The 18,010-nt window shown below is 50.6% G+C and carries 12 protein-coding genes; 5 read left to right on the plus strand and 7 right to left on the minus strand.

Translation table 11 applies throughout. From position 1 onward, the window contains the following. The coding region (locus tag ACIONG_RS20705) for a ribonucleotide-diphosphate reductase subunit beta (protein ID WP_401302405.1) at window positions 1-526 on the plus strand (526 nt) is incomplete at its 5' end. Between the two features lie 416 nt (window positions 527-942). Next, window positions 943-2,511 (plus strand): DNA cytosine methyltransferase, encoded by a 1,569-nt coding sequence (locus ACIONG_RS20710; RefSeq protein ID WP_401302407.1) that lies wholly within the window; start codon window positions 943-945, stop codon window positions 2,509-2,511. 172 nt (window positions 2,512-2,683) lie between these two features. Here the strand turns inward: ACIONG_RS20710 and ACIONG_RS20715 are convergent, their stop codons facing one another. The 5 genes from ACIONG_RS20715 to ACIONG_RS20735 all read right to left on the minus strand — a co-directional run bounded on the left by ACIONG_RS20715 (window position 2,684) and on the right by ACIONG_RS20735 (window position 12,429). Next, window positions 2,684-4,456 (minus strand): AIPR family protein, encoded by a 1,773-nt coding sequence (locus tag ACIONG_RS20715; protein WP_401302409.1) that lies wholly within the window; start codon window positions 4,454-4,456, stop codon window positions 2,684-2,686. Next, a complete protein-coding gene (locus tag ACIONG_RS20720) occupies window positions 4,453-5,466 on the minus strand; it encodes a PD-(D/E)XK motif protein (protein WP_401302411.1) in 1,014 nt (337 codons plus the stop codon). Before ACIONG_RS20720 ends, ACIONG_RS20715 begins: the two co-directional genes overlap by 4 nt. Beyond that, complete coding sequence (locus tag ACIONG_RS20725; protein WP_401302413.1) at window positions 5,450-8,359, minus strand: Z1 domain-containing protein; 2,910 nt, start codon at window positions 8,357-8,359, stop codon at window positions 5,450-5,452. The genes ACIONG_RS20720 and ACIONG_RS20725 overlap by 17 nt, the downstream gene beginning before the upstream one ends. After that, a complete protein-coding gene (locus tag ACIONG_RS20730) occupies window positions 8,356-9,813 on the minus strand; it encodes an ATP-binding protein (protein ID WP_401302415.1) in 1,458 nt (485 codons plus the stop codon). Before ACIONG_RS20730 ends, ACIONG_RS20725 begins: the two co-directional genes overlap by 4 nt. A 270-nt stretch (window positions 9,814-10,083) precedes the next feature. Next, window positions 10,084-12,429 carry a sigma-70 family RNA polymerase sigma factor gene (locus ACIONG_RS20735; RefSeq protein WP_401302417.1) on the minus strand — a complete coding sequence of 782 codons (2,346 nt, stop codon included), beginning with the start codon at window positions 12,427-12,429 and terminating at the stop codon, window positions 10,084-10,086. A gap of 485 nt (window positions 12,430-12,914) precedes the next feature. On the opposite strand from ACIONG_RS20735, the gene ACIONG_RS20740 reads away from it, so the two are divergent. The 3 genes from ACIONG_RS20740 to ACIONG_RS20750 all read left to right on the plus strand — a co-directional run bounded on the left by ACIONG_RS20740 (window position 12,915) and on the right by ACIONG_RS20750 (window position 15,496). Next, complete coding sequence (locus ACIONG_RS20740; protein WP_401302419.1) at window positions 12,915-13,334, plus strand: very short patch repair endonuclease; 420 nt, start codon at window positions 12,915-12,917, stop codon at window positions 13,332-13,334. 388 nt (window positions 13,335-13,722) lie between these two features. Further along, window positions 13,723-14,232, plus strand: coding sequence for a Bro-N domain-containing protein (locus tag ACIONG_RS20745; protein WP_401302421.1), 510 nt, complete (start codon window positions 13,723-13,725; stop codon window positions 14,230-14,232). A 274-nt stretch (window positions 14,233-14,506) separates the two neighbouring features. Then, window positions 14,507-15,496 (plus strand): hypothetical protein, encoded by a 990-nt coding sequence (locus ACIONG_RS20750; RefSeq protein ID WP_401302423.1) that lies wholly within the window; start codon window positions 14,507-14,509, stop codon window positions 15,494-15,496. A gap of 3 nt (window positions 15,497-15,499) precedes the next feature. Here the strand turns inward: ACIONG_RS20750 and ACIONG_RS20755 are convergent, their stop codons facing one another. Further along, window positions 15,500-16,690 (minus strand): hypothetical protein, encoded by a 1,191-nt coding sequence (locus tag ACIONG_RS20755; RefSeq protein ID WP_401302425.1) that lies wholly within the window; start codon window positions 16,688-16,690, stop codon window positions 15,500-15,502. A gap of 103 nt (window positions 16,691-16,793) precedes the next feature. Continuing rightward, on the minus strand, window positions 16,794-17,936 hold the full coding sequence (locus ACIONG_RS20760) for a hypothetical protein (RefSeq protein ID WP_401302427.1): 1,143 nt from the start codon (window positions 17,934-17,936) through the stop codon (window positions 16,794-16,796). Window positions 17,937-18,010 lie beyond the last annotated feature (74 nt).

The raw sequence follows: 18,010 nt of genomic DNA on the forward strand, positions 1-18,010 counted from the left end.
CCCGGACACCGACAAAGAGATGCTGCGCAACCTGATCGCCTACTACTGCGGTCTGGAAGGCATCTTCTTCTACTGCGGCTTCACCCAAATCCTCTCCATGGGCCGCCGCAACAAAATGACCGGCGTCGCCGAGCAGTTCCAATACATCCTGCGCGACGAATCCATGCACCTGAACTTCGGCATCGACGTGATCAACCAGATCAAAATCGAAAACCCGCACCTGTGGGATGCCGAAATGAAAGAAGAAGCGACCCAGATGATCCTGCAGGGTACGCAGCTGGAGATCGAATACGCGCGTGACACCATGCCTCGCGGCGTATTGGGCATGAACGCGGCGATGATGGAGGACTACCTGAAGTTCATCGCTAACCGTCGTTTGAGCCAGATTGGTTTGAAGGAAGAGTACCCAGGGACGACTAACCCATTCCCTTGGATGAGCGAGATTATGGACTTGAAGAAAGAGAAGAATTTCTTTGAGACTCGGGTTATTGAGTATCAGACTGGTGGGGCGCTTAGCTGGGACTAATAGTCTCGCTCGGCATGATTTGACGATTGCGGTTTGAGTCGGCGAGTCGAGAAAGCAAAGAGCCCCGATCTGATCGGGGCTTTTTTATGGGAAATAGGTGCTCACTACCTCATACGTAGACGTCAAAAATACTACCCCACTTGAAACCGATACCCATCCGTCACCCACCTAAAACCATACCAACCGTAACGTTAATTTGACGATTATGGGCATTGCCTAATAAAGGCAAATGACTGGACGCTTTTCCGCGTACATCCGGTATTGTTTTGATCCTCTGCCCAAGGTTCATTTCTTGCCCACCACCTAGTGAACCGTTACCATTTATCGAACATAGTGCGTGCCTCTTTGGGGATACGACTTCTTTAAGCGCTGCATGCGCTTTTATTATTTTTGTCTTAGGCGCATCGAATAATTCAATGAAATATAAGGAATCTATTCCGGTCATCGACCTCTTTGCTGGCCCGGGCGGACTCGGTGAGGGATTCTCTTCAATCGGTGGCCATGAGAAAGGAATCCGTAAGTTCCAGCTTCGTGTCTCGATCGAGAAAGATCCTGTCGCTCACGCTACTCTGTCGCTCCGGGCATTGTTCCGCTCTTTTCCGAAGGGCGAAGTGCCCGAGGCTTACTACGACTATGTTCGCGGTGATATCACTCGTGAAGAGTTTTTCAAACATAAAGACGTACCAGCGGAAGCAGTGGAAGCTTCGCAAGAAGCCAAACTCGCGGAGCTTGGTAAAATATCGCCCGATGAAGTGGACAATTGGATTAGAAAAGCACTGGTAGGTGCAGACGAATGGGTTCTAATTGGTGGACCTCCGTGCCAAGCATACTCCTTAGCTGGGCGTTCCCGTCGAACACGCGAAAGCCAAGAAGAGTTTGAAAGCGATGAGAAGCACTTTCTCTACAAAGAATATCTGCGGATTATTCGCGAGTTCAAACCAACGATCTTCGTCATGGAGAATGTGAAGGGCATATTGTCCTCGAAGCACAGCGGCTCGAATATTTTCGAGCAAATTCTCGAGGATCTGTCGACTCCTGGTGACGGTCTTTCGTATAACATCCGCTCCTTAGTTGTCCCTAAAAATGCGGATAGACCCGATCCACACGATTTTATTATTCAAGCAGAACGTTACGGTCTTCCGCAGGCTCGGCACAGGGTTATCTTACTTGGAGTCCGCTCTGACGTTGCCTCGAATTGCCGAGCGCTACTGGAAAATCAGAAAGGGCTTGTCATGGAGCCTAGCAAAACGACTTTCACAGTTGGTCAGGCTTTATCAGGACTCCCTCCAATTCGGAGCAAAATTTCCAGGGGGGGAGACTCCCTCGAAGCTTGGCTTTCCACTCTGGAGGAAGCTAGCTCTTTGGTTCTTCCTTCCTATGAAGTTGGTCAGGGAAAATTAATAGATGCTATGAAAAATGCCGCTAAAGACGCAAATAAGCTGACTTCTAGCGGCAATAGATTCATACCTTGGAAAATATTTCCAGAAATGAATACAAAGCAGCGCGAATGGTTCCTCGACTCACGATTGAAGGGAGTATTGCAGCACGAGGCTAGAGGCCATATGCGCTCCGACCTTCATAGATATATATTTGCAGCAAGCTACGCAACTTTGAATGGCACCTCACCCAAAATTCATCAATTTCCTGCGCGGCTCCTACCAGCACATGAAAATGTCACCTCCGACTCGGTTCCCTTTAACGACCGCTTCAGAGTTCAAATAGCATCTGGCCCTTCAACTACAGTGGTCGCCCACATAGCTAAAGATGGTCATTACTACATTCACCCGGATCCAAGCCAGTGCCGAAGCCTGACTGTTCGAGAGGCTGCTCGATTGCAGACTTTTCCTGACAATTATTTCTTCGAAGGAACCAGAACACAGCAGTACACTCAAATCGGAAACGCAGTACCCCCGCTTCTTGCCAGAAAAATCGCGGCAGTTGTTGCTGCGATCATCGACTCGTATCGATCAGGAAAAAACGGCTAAACATCAACTAGTATTTGATCGAGTCGGATAGGCTGTCGACCAAAGGCAACCAGTAGTTTCGGAGGCAGGAACTCAAAATAGAGTTTAATTTCTGACCTGCCTCCGACAACGGAGGTATAAATCTACTCACCCTTCTCCAATGGCTTGAAGATCTTCTGGGTTAAAACAATTATTACAACGCCTCAGGAATATCTTCCAACGGCAAAGAGAACGGTCGAGAGAACATAGCCTCCCGACACTCTGGACGCTTTGCCCATTCAGAGATCATCCTGCCGTTCGCTGTCTCATGAAGACGGTCATTGACTTCCCGCGCCCATATTTCAATTTGCTTAACAAGCTGAGGGGAAACTCCCTGCTTACTCCAAACTCGCTCGTGACTGAAAGACTTCCCGTAAGTTTTGGAAATCAATGCAACAGTATATGCTGCAACGTTTGCTAAAAAAGCAGGCACTAATGGCCGCGCAGTTTTGTGAACAGCCTTAAATAACAAAGCTTTCGAGACGATAGCTTTAAAATAGGAGACATCCGGACTAAAGGAAGTGCTTTTAGCCTCAGCGTCAGTCACACCAAACATAAACCGATCAAAGCACTTCTGTGCGCCAAGACTAACAATGTCAGCGTATCCATCCCATGCAGTTGAATACTTAGCCAACTCAGTTTTTGTAATTTTCCTTGAGGTTGGTACGGAATCCCTCAGAGCTCGAAGCTTAGCTGGAGTAGTACCTTCTCGGGAGAGCAGAGTGTTGTAACTGCCCGCAGCCCTCTCGTAAAACCACCTTCCCATTCCATCAGGGCAATAAACAGAAAGAGACAACCGTTCGATATCAACATGGAACGGCTTATTAGCTGATAGATCTGATTGCCGAACAGCATTCTGACTGTTTGCATACCGCGAAATATCAGAGACAAGCGCCTCTTCTTTCGCTGGATCTTGCTCTTTCATTACGATGATTTTAGCTGGGACGCGAACCTTGCTCAGATCTGTATCCGCATATTTCTTTTTGGCAAAGAAAATTGAAGCAGTGGTTTGACCTCCATTTACGATTTGCATACCACGTAACCATGCAATACCAGGCGATCCATCCCCAGCGCGATCCAACCGCATCTCGTCCGCGACTAATACAATCCCATTGTTATAAGCCATGAATCTTTCAGGTGCACTCCGCAAAGTGTTCTGCAATCCTGCGTTCACGCCTTTCGCCTTCACACTTAAGAAGGAGCGTACGTTAGCTTCGAGTAACCGAGGGCCAAATTTCTCATAAATAAACCGGAGTGCTTCTCCTGGGATCGCAGTAAGAGCGTAGTCATAATCGCCAGTCTCTCCTGGCACAAATACGCACGGAAGCGGAGACCCGGAAACCTCATTGAAATCGATTACAAGTTCATCACGCGGCTTACCTTCCGAACGATGTCGATAAAGCCTTTCCATATCCATGACTTCAAGTTTCACATGCTTCCCGCCAACGTCTCTGGGCTTGAAACTCTTCGATTTTGCAATACCGTCTGCAAGTACGTAGACACGAACCTGCTCCAGCTCGTCATAAATTTCGCGGATCGTCAATGCAAGTGAATGGACATCACTTGAGGGATCGAGTTTTTCGGCGATGCGCCCGGCTGCGCAAAGCTCTAAGAAGCGAACACATTGGGCCGCTGCTGTTTTGATGTCTTGATCGGAGATCGGGCTTAGGCTTTCGAAGCCCTCGTAAAGACTTACGAAAAGGTCAAGCTGGTCAGCGTCCTCTGACATCGCATATCCGCTTAAGCGTAAATTTGCGTTCCCTACCTTCCCTTGAAAATGGCAAACAACTGGATCGAAAGTCATTCCAGCGTCAACAAGGTGCTGCATTACCACCTCGGAAAAAACGAGCTCACCAAAGGTGGCGCCGTCTAACATCTGGATCGCTATCTCGCTCCGAGTCTCTGCGAAAAAATCATCTAGCGTCATCCCTTCACTCCTAGTTGTTTCAGTGCTACATCGAGGCTCAATAGGAAATCTCCGGCGTAGTCTAGATTGATTTCATAGAGGGCCCGACTGACTCCAACGGGAACAGTCCCGGGTGTCAATCTCGGGAAGCCTTTAGATATAGAAAAAACCCGCCTTTCTTTCGATTCGAATTTTCTTGTGTAGTGACTTGAGTGTCCTTCGAAATAACCAGCAACCATAAGCCTTTCTCTTAGAAAGTTAACAGTTCCAAGTTCTCCACCTAACCGTAGCTCAGTTTTCACGACTAACTCGGGAAGAGTTTGCCCGCCCTCCTCACGCGAGAAACGCTCCGCGGAGAGAAAGAGAGGCGACGCTACGGAGTCGTCCAATTGCTCAAGAGAAGTTATTCTCACAGGGAAGCCAGACGTGGACATCGTCGCCTTGACTTCAAACGCACCATCTCCCAATAGGAAATCTTGTGGAGCGTCATCTGGCCCCACCCAGCCTTTAAGGACCTCTTCAACCGAGACTCCTATTTCTAGGAGAGCAATCATGAAATTGAGTTCGCCTATCAGGCCGAGTTCTGCCTCAATACTCAGAGGATTCGCACCGCGCGACATGAACTGCTTCCAAGCAAATACTCGACCGATTAAAACTCGCAACAGTTTAGTTTCGTCAACGCCAGTAGCTGCAGTCTCGTCTAATGCACCAACGACATCACAAACCATCGCAGTGAAGAGTTGAATACTTCCAGCTTCTTTTCGAGTGAGTGCGAGCCTAAATCCTGGAGAATTTAATTGTTCGGCTCGCTCTACCAAAAAGCCCTGCCCTTCAGGCAATTTTTCTGTGCGAGGCAGCTTGGCCGTCGGAAAGCAGAACAATATCGCCTCGACGTTGGACGGTGATCGTCGTCCTGCTTGTACTTCGACAGGGCCTGCAGGAGCGAGGGAAATAACCTGCCAGCCAGGTATAATGTCGTTTCCGGACAATGACGACCATGCAAGCAGAAACTCTTTATTCGGACGGACCATATTCTTGCATCCAGTAGAGGAGGTTAACTTCGTATTCCACGCTAATTGGATTGTCACTGCTAGGGAACGCGATGGCAAAAGCCATAATAGGCTTGCTCCACCCCGGAACGATCAATCGTTCAGGCGTCTTTTCCTTGTAAAAATGCGGTGTTAGCGGATAGAGCAAAAGCAATCCACGGTCCACATCTCCACCAAGTCTTCCGCGAGTTTCGCGAATGCCTTTGCCACTCGGGAAGTTCGGCAACGAGGTTCGTCCGCGTGAAGGTTCAGGTTTCCAAGCCGCACGAGTAAGAGCTAGTGCCTCTCGCCAAGCATCATCGCTTAGGTCAATACCCTCATCTTTTGGGTCGGTGAGCACGCCTATAGCAAAACTCTTTTGATCAACCCTTTGAGGATCGACAGAGTCCTCAGTCTTACGGATCGAATAACTGCTCGAAGGTTCGCCTCCGGGGAATTCGTGCTGATCACCGACGCCGTTACCACCGCCGAGCAAAGCGACGCTCCACTTCGTCAATTGCCCGGTACCGACCATCTTGGTTATGAATTCCGATAGCAAAACAGATTTGGCACTGGTGGCATTCGGATGCGTCACATAAGCGCCAAGGAACGTTAGAACATCAGATACGTTTACGTCCTTCCAAAGACGCGCATTTGGCCATGAGTCTGGCTCACCATCGCGATCGTGCTTTGGCGAGTTCTCCCATGAATTGCCAAGTGACCTGATTAGAGTGTCGGTAGCGTCAAGATTCTGTTGCTGAATCTTGGCGTCACGATGAAATAGGATGGTCTGTGGTCGAGTCCCGCTATAAGTCAACGAAAGCGTTTGCGCGTTTCTCATTTTCAACGGAGAGGTGACAGTAAGTACCTCATGCGACATTACCTTAAGCCCGTATTGCTCCGGCGTCAGCTTCGCTTCAGCCATAAAATCGAATTCTTCCCGTAGTTCCTCCGAAGCATCGGCAATATGCCCAAACCACTTCACCAGATCAGCAGAGGTGTATAGGCGACATAGATCAAGATAGCCTGGACGATAGCCGAACCAACGTCCCATTTGCATGAGGGTGTCGTACATCTTTGTCGTACGCACGAAGTAGCTCACACACAGCCCCTCCAGCGTCAGACCACGGGCAAGCTTGTCACCACCAACAGCAATTACCTTCAGCACCGCGCCGGGTGTCGCATAATCCAGCGCGTCCTTAGCCGTGCCGTTGATGGAACGGACTTCTATGTCATTCAGCACATCAGGCAGGACTGCAAGGATGTCATCCCAGCTAGGCATCTCTGGGGGGCAATCCTCAACAGGAGAAAGTTTTACCACTTCATCACGAATCGGAAGAAAATCGTGCTCCCAAAGATTGCGCAGCTGCTCAATTTGCTCTTGAGCATCAATACGGCGAGTGATTTTTTGGCGCATGCGACGCACGGCCGCCTCAATTTGTTCGCGTACATGACTTTGCACGTCCACGAAGCGGGTAACGTGCACTAGCATCGAATTGTGCTGACCATCTTGGCCGCGTAGCTCTCGCACGGCACAAGCCAGCACAAAAGCGCATATTGCCTCGTTCAAGGACGGTGGAATGATTTCCTGCCCTTTGTACGTAGGAACATGTGTCTTTTTGTGCTTGGGTGGCATCCATCCCGAATCCGACTCAGCATCATAGTGATCCGCGATATTTCGTGAGAGGGGAAGCGCGCCTTTGCGTCCTTCCTTAGTCATTTTGCCGAACATGCGGGCAGGACCAACGTAGTTGGAAGGAGCGGCCAGGTTAATTATGAAAGACCTAGGGAAAAGGTCCGGGCCTTCCTTAGCCGTAGCGCCTTTGTGATGAATGAAAATGTTTGCAAAGGGCGTAGCCGTGTAACCGACATAGGCTTTACGTGAGAATGCGTGTAGTAATTGGCGTATGAGGCTATTAATAGTTTTAGGATGGTGCTCCTCATCCGGCGTGCCGTCGTCGTTGAACATCTGCTCACCTGTATCAACCGAGGCGTTATCTGCTTCGTCGTCGATCATCAATAGAGGTAGCTTTGTGACGAGCTTTCGTCCATTACTTGCATCGGTGCTATCGGCTACCCGTTTTTGTATCCAATTCAACAGGGCAGTTAAGACAGATTTCTGTTTCTTAACCACAAAAAGCCACGGCCGCTCTTCAGGAGAAATACCATGGAAATGTTTAGCGATAGCGTTGTTGAAGTCGCCGTTCTCTGCTCGCGTGGTCGCAGAGTTGGTCTTTAGGTCTTCGCCGAATTCCGCAACGCCAATGGGCATGCCCGGATCACGGTCAATGGTCGTCTCGTAGCCTAGGAAACTTTCCTCTAGCCGCATTTGGGTTTGCGAGCGCAGGTTGTTGTGCATACCCGCTAGCACTATGATTATTTTATAGCCAGCATCGGCGGCCTTACAAATAAGCCCTGAGTAATTGCTGGTTTTCCCGGATTGCACGTGTCCGACCACAAGGCCTCTGCGATCCCAGTCATCTCCACGCTGCGGATCTTCCAACAGGCCAAGGATGTCATCAGTAGCCTCATCAATTCCTTCGACCACTGTGTCGGAAAGTTTAGACTCCAAATAGTCTTCATAACGCCGCCAGTATTGCCAATCTCGTTTACGCGTGGCTGTGAGCCAGTCAAAGTGCCCCGCGTTGTCTTTAAGCGTGGTCGATTTGCCGATCCAGTGGCTGAAACGCTGGATGAGCGTGGCTACGACCTTTCCTTGATCCACTATAAAAGATGAATCACCGGAGAACATTTCCGCCGCGAGCCGAACCTTATCGGCAATAAAGGTTGGGGTAACTTTTGACTTATCCTTCTCGGTTTTTACCAGTCTTTGCGCTGTAGCGATCACATTTTCCAGTAGCTCTAGTTGCGCAGCTATCTCTTCCGCTGAGGTCATTCGTTTTCACCTAATTTGGCAATCAGTGTTGGGTACTTTTGAAATGGCTCAGTACGAAGCATCGATTTACGAGCATCTTCTATGCTTAACCCCTTACGTTCGATCAAGTCATTAAAAAGTACGCCTGCAACTTCGATCACTGCCGCGTTGGGCTCCCCCTCAAACCCGGTGCGCGGCGTTTCCTTATTCTCGGCTGTATCGAGCCATATCCGTTGCACAGGCACAGTTTCCTCGACAACCCGTAGCATGGCTTTCACAAGGTTTGCATTACCACCCACAGCCTCAATTACTGCGGCCACGGCCGGATGCCGCTGATCAATGCGGTAACGAACACCATCCTTCAGCCTATCGACACGCCATGCTTGTTGCTCAATCTTAACTCCCCCAAGCCCAGGCATTTGCGTGCCGCGAAAAGCAAATACCCTTCTGGCTCTTTCTCTCGTATCTTCAGCCAATTTCGTAAGCCACGGACGCACTGTTACAGGAGGCCGGGCGGTGGATTTCTTAACGTCAATCTTCCAATCGGAATCGGCTGTATTAGGTATGTCCAACCTAATCCTAGCAAGCCGATGAGGCTCCTCTCGGTTCCATGCACGGCCTTGCCCAATTCCTAGCCATCCGCCGGCAAGAAGCAGGCGATGATTGCGATATACATAAAATCCTTGTTGAGAGGTCCATCCCTCTGCCCCACCCGACCTACTGAATTCCTCTTCAGACAGTCTATCTTTATGTGGTAACACGTGACACTGAGCTTCCACGATGCCTGAAGGCGTGTGGATTCTGGCCACTGGCGAATGCCATGGCTTCGCAGGATGCCCCGTCATAAAGGGATCCCATGGATTAACTATCTTGCTGTTGAGGTATAGCCGGAAAACTGGGTTCGCCCCCTCTAGCAATCGATGAAAAACCATTGCCAAACGTAGCTCAACATCGTCTATCAAGTCGGCAAAATGATCAGAGGTATAGCCAGGCGTAACGATTCGGTCCAGGTTTTCCCAGAGAACTATTGTTCCGGAGGGCGAGGAATAAGCAGGCTCAACGAAAGCTTCGGAACCATGAGCTGCCCCCTCAAACATTCTCCATCCAACGTCCCTCGATGCTGCTATGGCATCGAGATCCCATCGCAGACAGGAAAGAGGCCCATTCATTTGTCGAGATGCAACAGTGAGACGGCGGCACTGAGAAAAGGACGCGGTTTTCAAGCCCATCCCAAAACGACCCAGATCATTCGACGCACGATCATCAAGTGGGCATTTTGCACCAAGAGTCATTGCAACCTCTAACTCAGCGTCGTCCATACCTCGCCCATTGTCCAAAATCGAAATCCGGCTTTTGTCACCATCCCAAGTGAACGTTACATGTATTTCAGACGCTCCGGCGGAAACACCGTTGTCGATCACATCAGCTAATGCTGAGGAGGTCGAGTATCCAAGGCCACGTAGGGCTTCCAACATCGCGCTGGCTCGCGGAGGGGCATACCTGGTGCGTTCGTTCATTTGAAATAAGTAGTTCCAGAAAGAAGTGTGAAGCCCACATCAGCCATACGGCGGGCTATCCTACGAACCTGATCATCTAGCTGTGCTGGCAGCGATGCATGAGTTCGCCTGTCACAGGAAGCTTCCTTTTCAACACAAAGGCCAAGAGCCCTAGTCTAGAAGATCGAATAAAAATCGCTCGTGAAAGAATACTTGTCTTTGTCGGAGCCCCGGATAAAGCAGCCTCATCTAGACTTCGCCCTCCCTCACAGCTAACGATTTACTTGTCTTAATTTTACCGCTGTGCTCAGCAGATTGAACTGAGTCGGATTCTAGCTGCCCCCCTGAGGAACGGAACTGTTTCATCTCGAAGTAGTCGCCTACATACAAGATCAACTTTTCCATTCTTATCGGATGACATAGTTTATTAAGCGCTTTTGACTCAATCTGTCGAATACGTTCACGAGTGACATCAAATAGGCAACCGATCTCTTCCAAGGTCATGGCGTCATCTTGGCCTAAGCCAAAACGGAGAGTTATAACCTTGGCCGAACGCTCGTCGAGTTCTCCAATCATGCTCAGCAGAATTTCCCTTAAGGAAGCATTTTCTGCTGCAATCGCCGGGTCTGATGGTTCTTCTTCTACCAAGAGATCAACCAACGATCTTGAGTTTTCTTCAATAGGTTCGTCCAGACTGCTGACCTTCTCAAATACCGTCAAAAGGATTTTGAGTTTGTCGAGAGCTATACCTGTTCGATCAGACGTACTCCGCTCACTTTCAGCCCCACCCATCTGAAACTCAAATTTATCCCGCTCTCGTAAAACACCTCTCGCCAAATCTTGCATATGAACAGGAACACGGACCGCCCGCTCTTGATTGGCAATTGCACGCGTAATTTGCTGGCGAATCCACCAAGTAGCATAGGTAGAAAACCTGAATCCTTTACGCCAGTCGTAGCGCTCAACGGCCCTCATCAGACCTATATTGCCTTCTTGCACAAGATCATCAAAAGGCAGCTCGGACCATCGATACTTATTGGCTATAGAAAGTACCAAACGAAGATTGGAAACAATCATCATCTTCCGCGCAGCCTCTTGGCGTTGAATTGCAGAAACGAATCCTGCACCAGCCAAATCACAATTTGCAATTCTCGAAAGTTCGATAAGAAAAATTCGGGAAAGATTAGCGGCAATAAGTGCATCACGGGTTTTCGATGAGTCGTTGCCGGCAGAGCGAGCAGCTGAAACTGCAGCGACAAAGGATGATGCGATAGGATCAAGTCCGAACTCTTCGTCCGCCTGATAAACTTCCTCACTCGCAGATATCTCACTATTGCGCTCCAGTCCCTCATAGTCTCCTAGAAGATCATCTCGGGACATGAACTGCTCGTGACTTGCCTCCCCGAGCGCAACCTTGTCAGCAGCATCAAAAACGACATGAAGCCCCGATTGCCAGCACGAAAGCTCATCCAGGGCTTGCGCTTTTGCTTCCGCCATCTCGCGGCTTAAAGAAATTTCTTCTGCTGCCCCGAGCAACTCTTTTTTCAACCCCTTTGCATAAAATCTTAGCGGCTCATTGCGGCCTGACGAGAGGTCTGCTGCAAATTCCATGGCCTCTGATAGTGTGACGTCTTCGTCCATTGTAGGATCGAGAAGATCGGATTGTTCGTCGTCTCTCTCCCATTCATCAATTACGACGCCAAGGTCGCCTAATACAATAGTCAGAAGACGCCGAAAACTCTCATTACTGGAGAATTCAGGCTTAAGACATAAATCGATAAGAGCTGTCTCAGATACGGTGCCTTCGCGCAAACCTCGGAAGAGCAAACCGCGGATTTCATCGCCATCACTAATCTCTAAAGGATGTGCCCTTTCTGGCAGAAACAGATCGACATCATCCCACCCCATATCAGTGTCGATGGCCTTGTGATGCCTCATCGCTCTTTGCAATTCAACGATTGCTTTAGCTACGTTTGCGTCTCCCTTGGGGGCAACCGCTTCCGACTCGACCATCCACTCATCTTCGAACCCTAAATCGAGAGGTTCGTCGTCAAGATCAATCAGACTTGAGTACGCCGCCACTTCATTCACGACGATGCAACTCTGCTCCTCACTATTACCGGGACCAAGAACTGGAGGATGTACAGACAGAACTACCTCCTCAATCTGAAATCTGGACGCGGGCGTTTCACTGTCCGAGGATTGACGCGGAGACTCGTTCGATTGGCGTAGATGAAATAGCTCTCCCGGCTTACCGCCGAAATGAGCTAGGAGCTCTCCGTTTACGTCGTAATGATTCGCTCGTACGGGGTACTCAAGTGCATCTCTTAACTGAGAGATACATTGGGAACACTCGCCCTTCTGTGCATATTCAAGGGCAGACTTGCCGTTGGGGTCGAGCAACTGTGGGTTTGCTCCGGCCGCCAACAGCAGCCGCACAACACCCGCTTTCTTGCGAGCGGAGGCCAGCATTAGAGGGGTTGCGCCACTCCCATCGCTAGCATCGAGGTTGTCACCCCGTCTGATGTGGAGTTTAACTGCAACCTCAACACCGGCAATGACTGCCATGCGAAGCAAAGGGTTCAGCTTAGCCATAGCGCTACCCACACACCCATGCATTCACCTCAACCGTTGCTTTCGCGATGATGAGCTTGCTACAAGTATTTTTTGCTTTCAGAGCCGACTCCTTGTCTTTGATCCGCTTGCCAATTTCGCACGCCCTACAGCTTGGTATTGAAGGATCTTACCGATAGCCATCCAACAGACGTGACTCAAAGAAATCATTTGGTTCTTGGCATACCAAAATGGATTAACGGTGGCGCAATGCCATCCACAATATCTACTTGTCAGAAGCGCGTAAAGGAAGAGCACTACAACTGAGGCTAAAGGGTAAAACTTCCCGAGTAAGACAGACTACGTCGTTCATGGAGTGTCCTTGCCAAAATCGGCGCCCGCTTTCGAAAACTAAATTCAGATAGGATCTCGAAAACCACTAGGCTTACCAAGAGGACGCCTTGGACTACCCCCTCCCAAAACGCATCCGTCTTAAAGTCGATTCGCGGAGACGACGAAAAAATCTTATGAGTGCAGATATAGTCTCACCGACACATCGTTCCAAGATCATGTCAATGATCAGGGGAAAAAATACACAGCCTGAAATGGCCGTACGTTCGGTATGTCATGAAATGGGACTTCGTTATCGTCTGCATAGGAAGGATCTAATCGGAAAACCTGATTTGGTGTTCCCCAAACATCGTTTGTGCATATTTGTACATGGCTGTTTTTGGCATAGACATACTGATTGCAAATATGCATATACACCCAAAAGTAGGCAGGATTTTTGGCTCCCCAAATTGGCGAAGAACGTTGAACGAGATAAAAATGCGCAAGAAGCCCTCAAAAATGATGGATGGAGAGTGGCAATCATTTGGGAATGCCAAACGAAAAATCGTGAGCTTTTACGCACTGAAATACAAAAAATCTTCAAATTAAACATTTAAAATTCGCGTTACCTCTTCGAAACAATTTGATCGATATCGATCGGTTGACCGTGTAGCGCTGAGCCCGTAGGCTTTCGATTCGGCGCCTAAGAAACGCCTTAAACCAGAGCGGTTCTCCGCACCCGACAGTCATGCGGCTTTTTTTCGTCTGCGGTTTCTCTACGTCTGCGAAAAATCCCGTTATGTCGGGAGTGGGCGAATACAAGACCCGAAAGGGGAATATGTCCGGCCCGTCTCTGGTGGGTTTCTTAGCTCCCGACACCCTAACGAATGCCCTAAGAAAGCAGCCAGAGGTAAATGGAAATGCCTGACTATCCAACCTTCATGATGAAGGTGAATCGCTGTACCCGCCGTTCGAATCCCGTGCCTCTTGATCAGGAGGCATGCCATGTCTGAACCACTTCTTCCTACTCGTTTCACCCGCAACAAAACCCACCTGCACGCCCTTCTAGTTGAGAACCAAGCGTGGTTCTGTGTCCATGAGCTGGGCCGGTTGATGGGCAAACATCTTGATGAGCGCCAATTACGTAAACTCGACGCTGATCAGCAGCAGATGATGCGCGTGGAGACCTATGGCGGAGCGGAGAAACACATGATGGTGAGTGAGTCCGGTGTGTATGCACTGCTGATCTATCACTACTGTCCTGAGCATCGGCAGCTTCGTGAGTGGCTGACGCATCAGGTTGTGCCTGCTCTGCGTGATGCTCGTACGGCGCGCTCGGTTGAGCGTCCGACGTTAAGTGTTTTGAGTTGGCCGCAGATGTCGCTTAGTACGTTGCACTGGCAGGACGAGCCGTGGATTCGGTTGCGGGATATGCCTTGTTTGTTGGCGGAGGATCCGTTCAATCGGCAGGAATCATGGTGGCGTAGGGCTTCGCGATTGTTGCGTGGTTGCTGAGGGTTTCAAGATCCGCTGTTTGAGGTCCAAGCAGCGGATTTTTTGTGTTTTGGAATAAATGGGGCAGCTTCGCTGCCCAACGGGGATAAATCCCCTCACCACAATTCAATATGTTGCTGCTGGGTGGGTGTCTGGATTCGAGATTAGGTTGATCCCACCAATCGCCAGCAGGCTGGCTCCCACAGATTCCGCATCATCCTGAAAACAATCAGTGCAACCCGCGCCGCCTCCCGCTATTAATACCCCTCCCCCACTCAAGGATCCGAGCCCCACCATGAAATTCGATCTCGCCTACTGCCTCAGCCTCGACGACAAGTTGTCGATCTATGACGTTCGCGATCTCAATTTCGATGAGACGGTGGCGTTTGATTCCGCGAAGGAACACTTCCAGTGCCCCAACGATGCCTGTCGTTCGGCGTTCGAGGATTCCAATGAGTTGGGTACGTTCAACGCCAAGAATGTGAATTACGTGCGCACGCCGCACTTCAAGAATCTGCCCACGACGCAGCATGTGGCGGGTTGTCCGTATGTGAGTTTGAAGGCTTCAGCGTCTGGCGTTGAGACGGCCGATGGCGAAGTGGATGACGGGCGTGAGGAACATTTCCCGTCGGAGTTGTTGCTCACCCGGCGTGAGTATGTGCGTAAGCCTGCCGCGCCTGCGGTGGCGGCGGATGTATTGCGCGATGATCCGGTGCGGGTGGTGGCGGACACTGGTAAAGAGTCAGCGAGTCGTGAGTCGGCGCCGGATAAGACCAGCGTGTTTGCGCATCCGGTGGAGTGTTTTGTTTCGAACTTCGCCGACAAGGAGTTGCTCAAGCGCATGCCTTTGAAGGTCGGTGAGCACACGGCGCCTTACAGTTCGTTCTTCAAGAAAATCGAGTATCTGACGGACAACAAAGGGCTGATTTACTGGGGGCGGATCAAGAAGATCGAGGACTTCCACAGCGGCGCCAGTTTCCGCATCGATTTCGTGGACAAGGTCTGGTTCAAGAAGCCCGAGGACAGTAAGAAGAAGCCGTATCCGGTCAGTGTTTATCTGAACAAGAAGCTGATCGACAACTACCGCAAGCGCAAGGCGTTTCTGGAGGAGATCAAGCACGCGGCGGATAGCGACAAGGCGTTGTTCTGTTTCTTCTATGGGGTGACGCCGGAGTTGAAGCAGGTGCCCGGCAAGAAGAACCCCGAAAAGCCTTTCGAGTTCTTCAATGCCAATATCGAGAACCTGGATCACTTCATTATTCGTGAAGCGCCGGGTCTGGAGTGAGGGTTAACCCTGGGGCAGTTGCAGTTTGACGGCGCCGGGGTGTTGTTTGACGATTGAGTACGGCAAGACTGACCAGTCGGGTCTGTCGCAAGAGCGTTGTACGCGGGCGAAGTAGGCGCCGAGGTACAAACCCTTCGGGGTGAAGTACCAAGGTGAAGATCCCCAAATACTTTCCTCCTGGAAGTCGCAGTCGTCTTCTTGCGTCGGTTTCTTCATCTCCTCGGGGTACAGGGCGATGAACTGCTTGATAATCCATGGCACCAGCTCTTTGCTTTCATACTGATAACGCTCGCCACTTTCCGCTTCACTCAAAGGCTTGTCGCCCAGGCTGTCGCGCTCGGCATGCAGAATAGGCGTGCCCTTACCTACCCACAGCACATCTTCCAGCGACAGTGGATGGCCGGTTTTCACGTCGATGTTAAGCGGAGCATCGCCGAAGTCCGGATGTGCGCCGCCACAGTAATAACTGGTGGAGATGTTCAGGCTGACGACAGCTGGCGAAATCATCTTGGGTTCTGCCTGCTGCATGAACTCGACGTTTTCTCCACCCTGAAGTTGGCAGCTGTGATAGCTGATCACTTCAAGCCACAGTTTGCCCAGTAATTGCTGGTTAACCCGTTGCTGATCATCTTTCGGCAGACCGGATTCCACGCTGAACAGGGAGATCTTCGAATCAGGCTCGGTCCACCATTGCAGGTCGTAGCCCATGAAATTTTCTTTCTTGGTGGGTTTGAGCTTGAGTCCTTGCAGGCGCAAGTATTCATAAGCTTCGCCCTTGGGCAGCGCGGCAATAACCGGCAAAGCGTTGGCGGGCGGTGCAGGGAGTTTGGCCTCGGTCAGTTTCACCGAAAGCTTTTTACCCTGCGGACTTTGCCATTCGCCTTGCCAGCCATTACCGGTTTCTTCCAGTTTCAGGGTGGGCAGTGGTTTATCGTCGCCGTAGCGATTATTGCCTTCGGTCAGGGTCAGCGTATTGCCCTGTAGCGCGCCACTCAGGGGCAAGTCGCGATGATATTTCTCGTAGAAGTAACGACCGGTCACTTCATCCTGTTGAGTGGTGTTGAGTTCCACCACGATGGGTGTCTTGCCCAGAGTGCCGGTGAATACCTGCCGGCCATCTTCGGCCTGGGCAGTGGAAATCAGTGTGAACAGCGCAGCGGCGTATGGCGCCAGGCGCAGCAGTCCCTTGAGCATTGATCGTTCCTTGAAAGAGGCGGAGGCAGCGCCGGGGTTTGAACGCCGGGGCGGATTATGGCGGGGATGGACTCAGGAATCGAGGTTCTGTTTAAACATCGATTCAGGGCAATTGCAGTGCGACGCCGCCGGGGTGCTGTTTGACTTGATCATAAGGCAGGAGACCCCACTCGACGTATCCGCAAACCGCTGAGACATGCGGGTACGACGGTGTAAACGTGATGCCTTTTTCCGAGAAGTACCACGAAGGAAATTGCCAGGGTTCTGGCTCGTTGTAACCGCAGTCGTTTTCACCTTCAGCCGTCACCGTCATTTCTTTGGGATAGCGTTTTAATAACTGCGTGACGAGCCAAGGGGCGAATTCTTTGGAGCGGTAATTGTAATAGTCCTCAGAAGAAGCCCCTACAAATCCTTCGTAAGACTCGTAATGCAATGGCTTGCCCTGGCCCACCCAAAAAACGTCTTCAAGGGTCAGTAATTTCCCTGTTTTGATATCAAGGTTGAGCGATTCATTGATCTGATTCGGGTACGCGCCGCCGCAATAATATTCAGTCGAAATGCGCACACTCATCACAGAGGACGCAATCCACAGCGGCTGACTGGATTGCGAGTAGCTCCCCGAGCAACTGAAATACGCTAAGACTTCGCCCCATAAACGCCCCATCAACTGTTGATTGATGCGCTGACGCTCTTCAGGGGAGTAGCCCGAGACCACTTCAAACAGCGATGTCTCCGATGTCGGCTCGCTCCACCATTGCAGCGTGTACCCCATGAAGGTTTGGGTGCTGCCCTTTTTAAGTTGAAGACCTTGCAGGCGCAGGTATTCGTACGGGAAGTTGTCGTGCAGTTCGGCGAAGTATGGCAATGCACCGTCGGGGACGTCGGGGATCGTGGCGGGTTGCAATTCGACCTTGAGGGATTTACCGCTCGGGCTATTCCATTCACCGGTCCAGCCGTTGAGCCTGGGCTGCAATCGCAGGGTCGGGCGCGAATCGCTGTCCATTGGAGAGCCTTCAACCATCTCCAGTACGTCGCCCTCTCGGCTACCGTCGAGCGCAAGGTCTCTGCGGTACTTTTTGTAGAAGTAACGACCCTCTCCATTGCGCGTGTCCAGTTCCAGGACAATCGCTGCTTTACCCAATGTGCCGGTGTAAACCTGCTTGCTGTTGTCAGCCCATATCCGGGTTGAGAGCAATAAACCGGCGAGCACACAAACGCCGGAAAAACGTAACAATCCGCGATGCATCAATTCATCCTTGAGTGAGCGAGCAGGCGCCCGAAAGAAACACCGCGGATTATGGCGAGGCTAAAGCGGAGAAT

It is taken from the genome of Pseudomonas sp. NPDC087817, assembly GCF_044742875.1.
In the GTDB taxonomy this organism is placed as follows: Bacteria; Pseudomonadota; Gammaproteobacteria; order Pseudomonadales; family Pseudomonadaceae; genus Aquipseudomonas.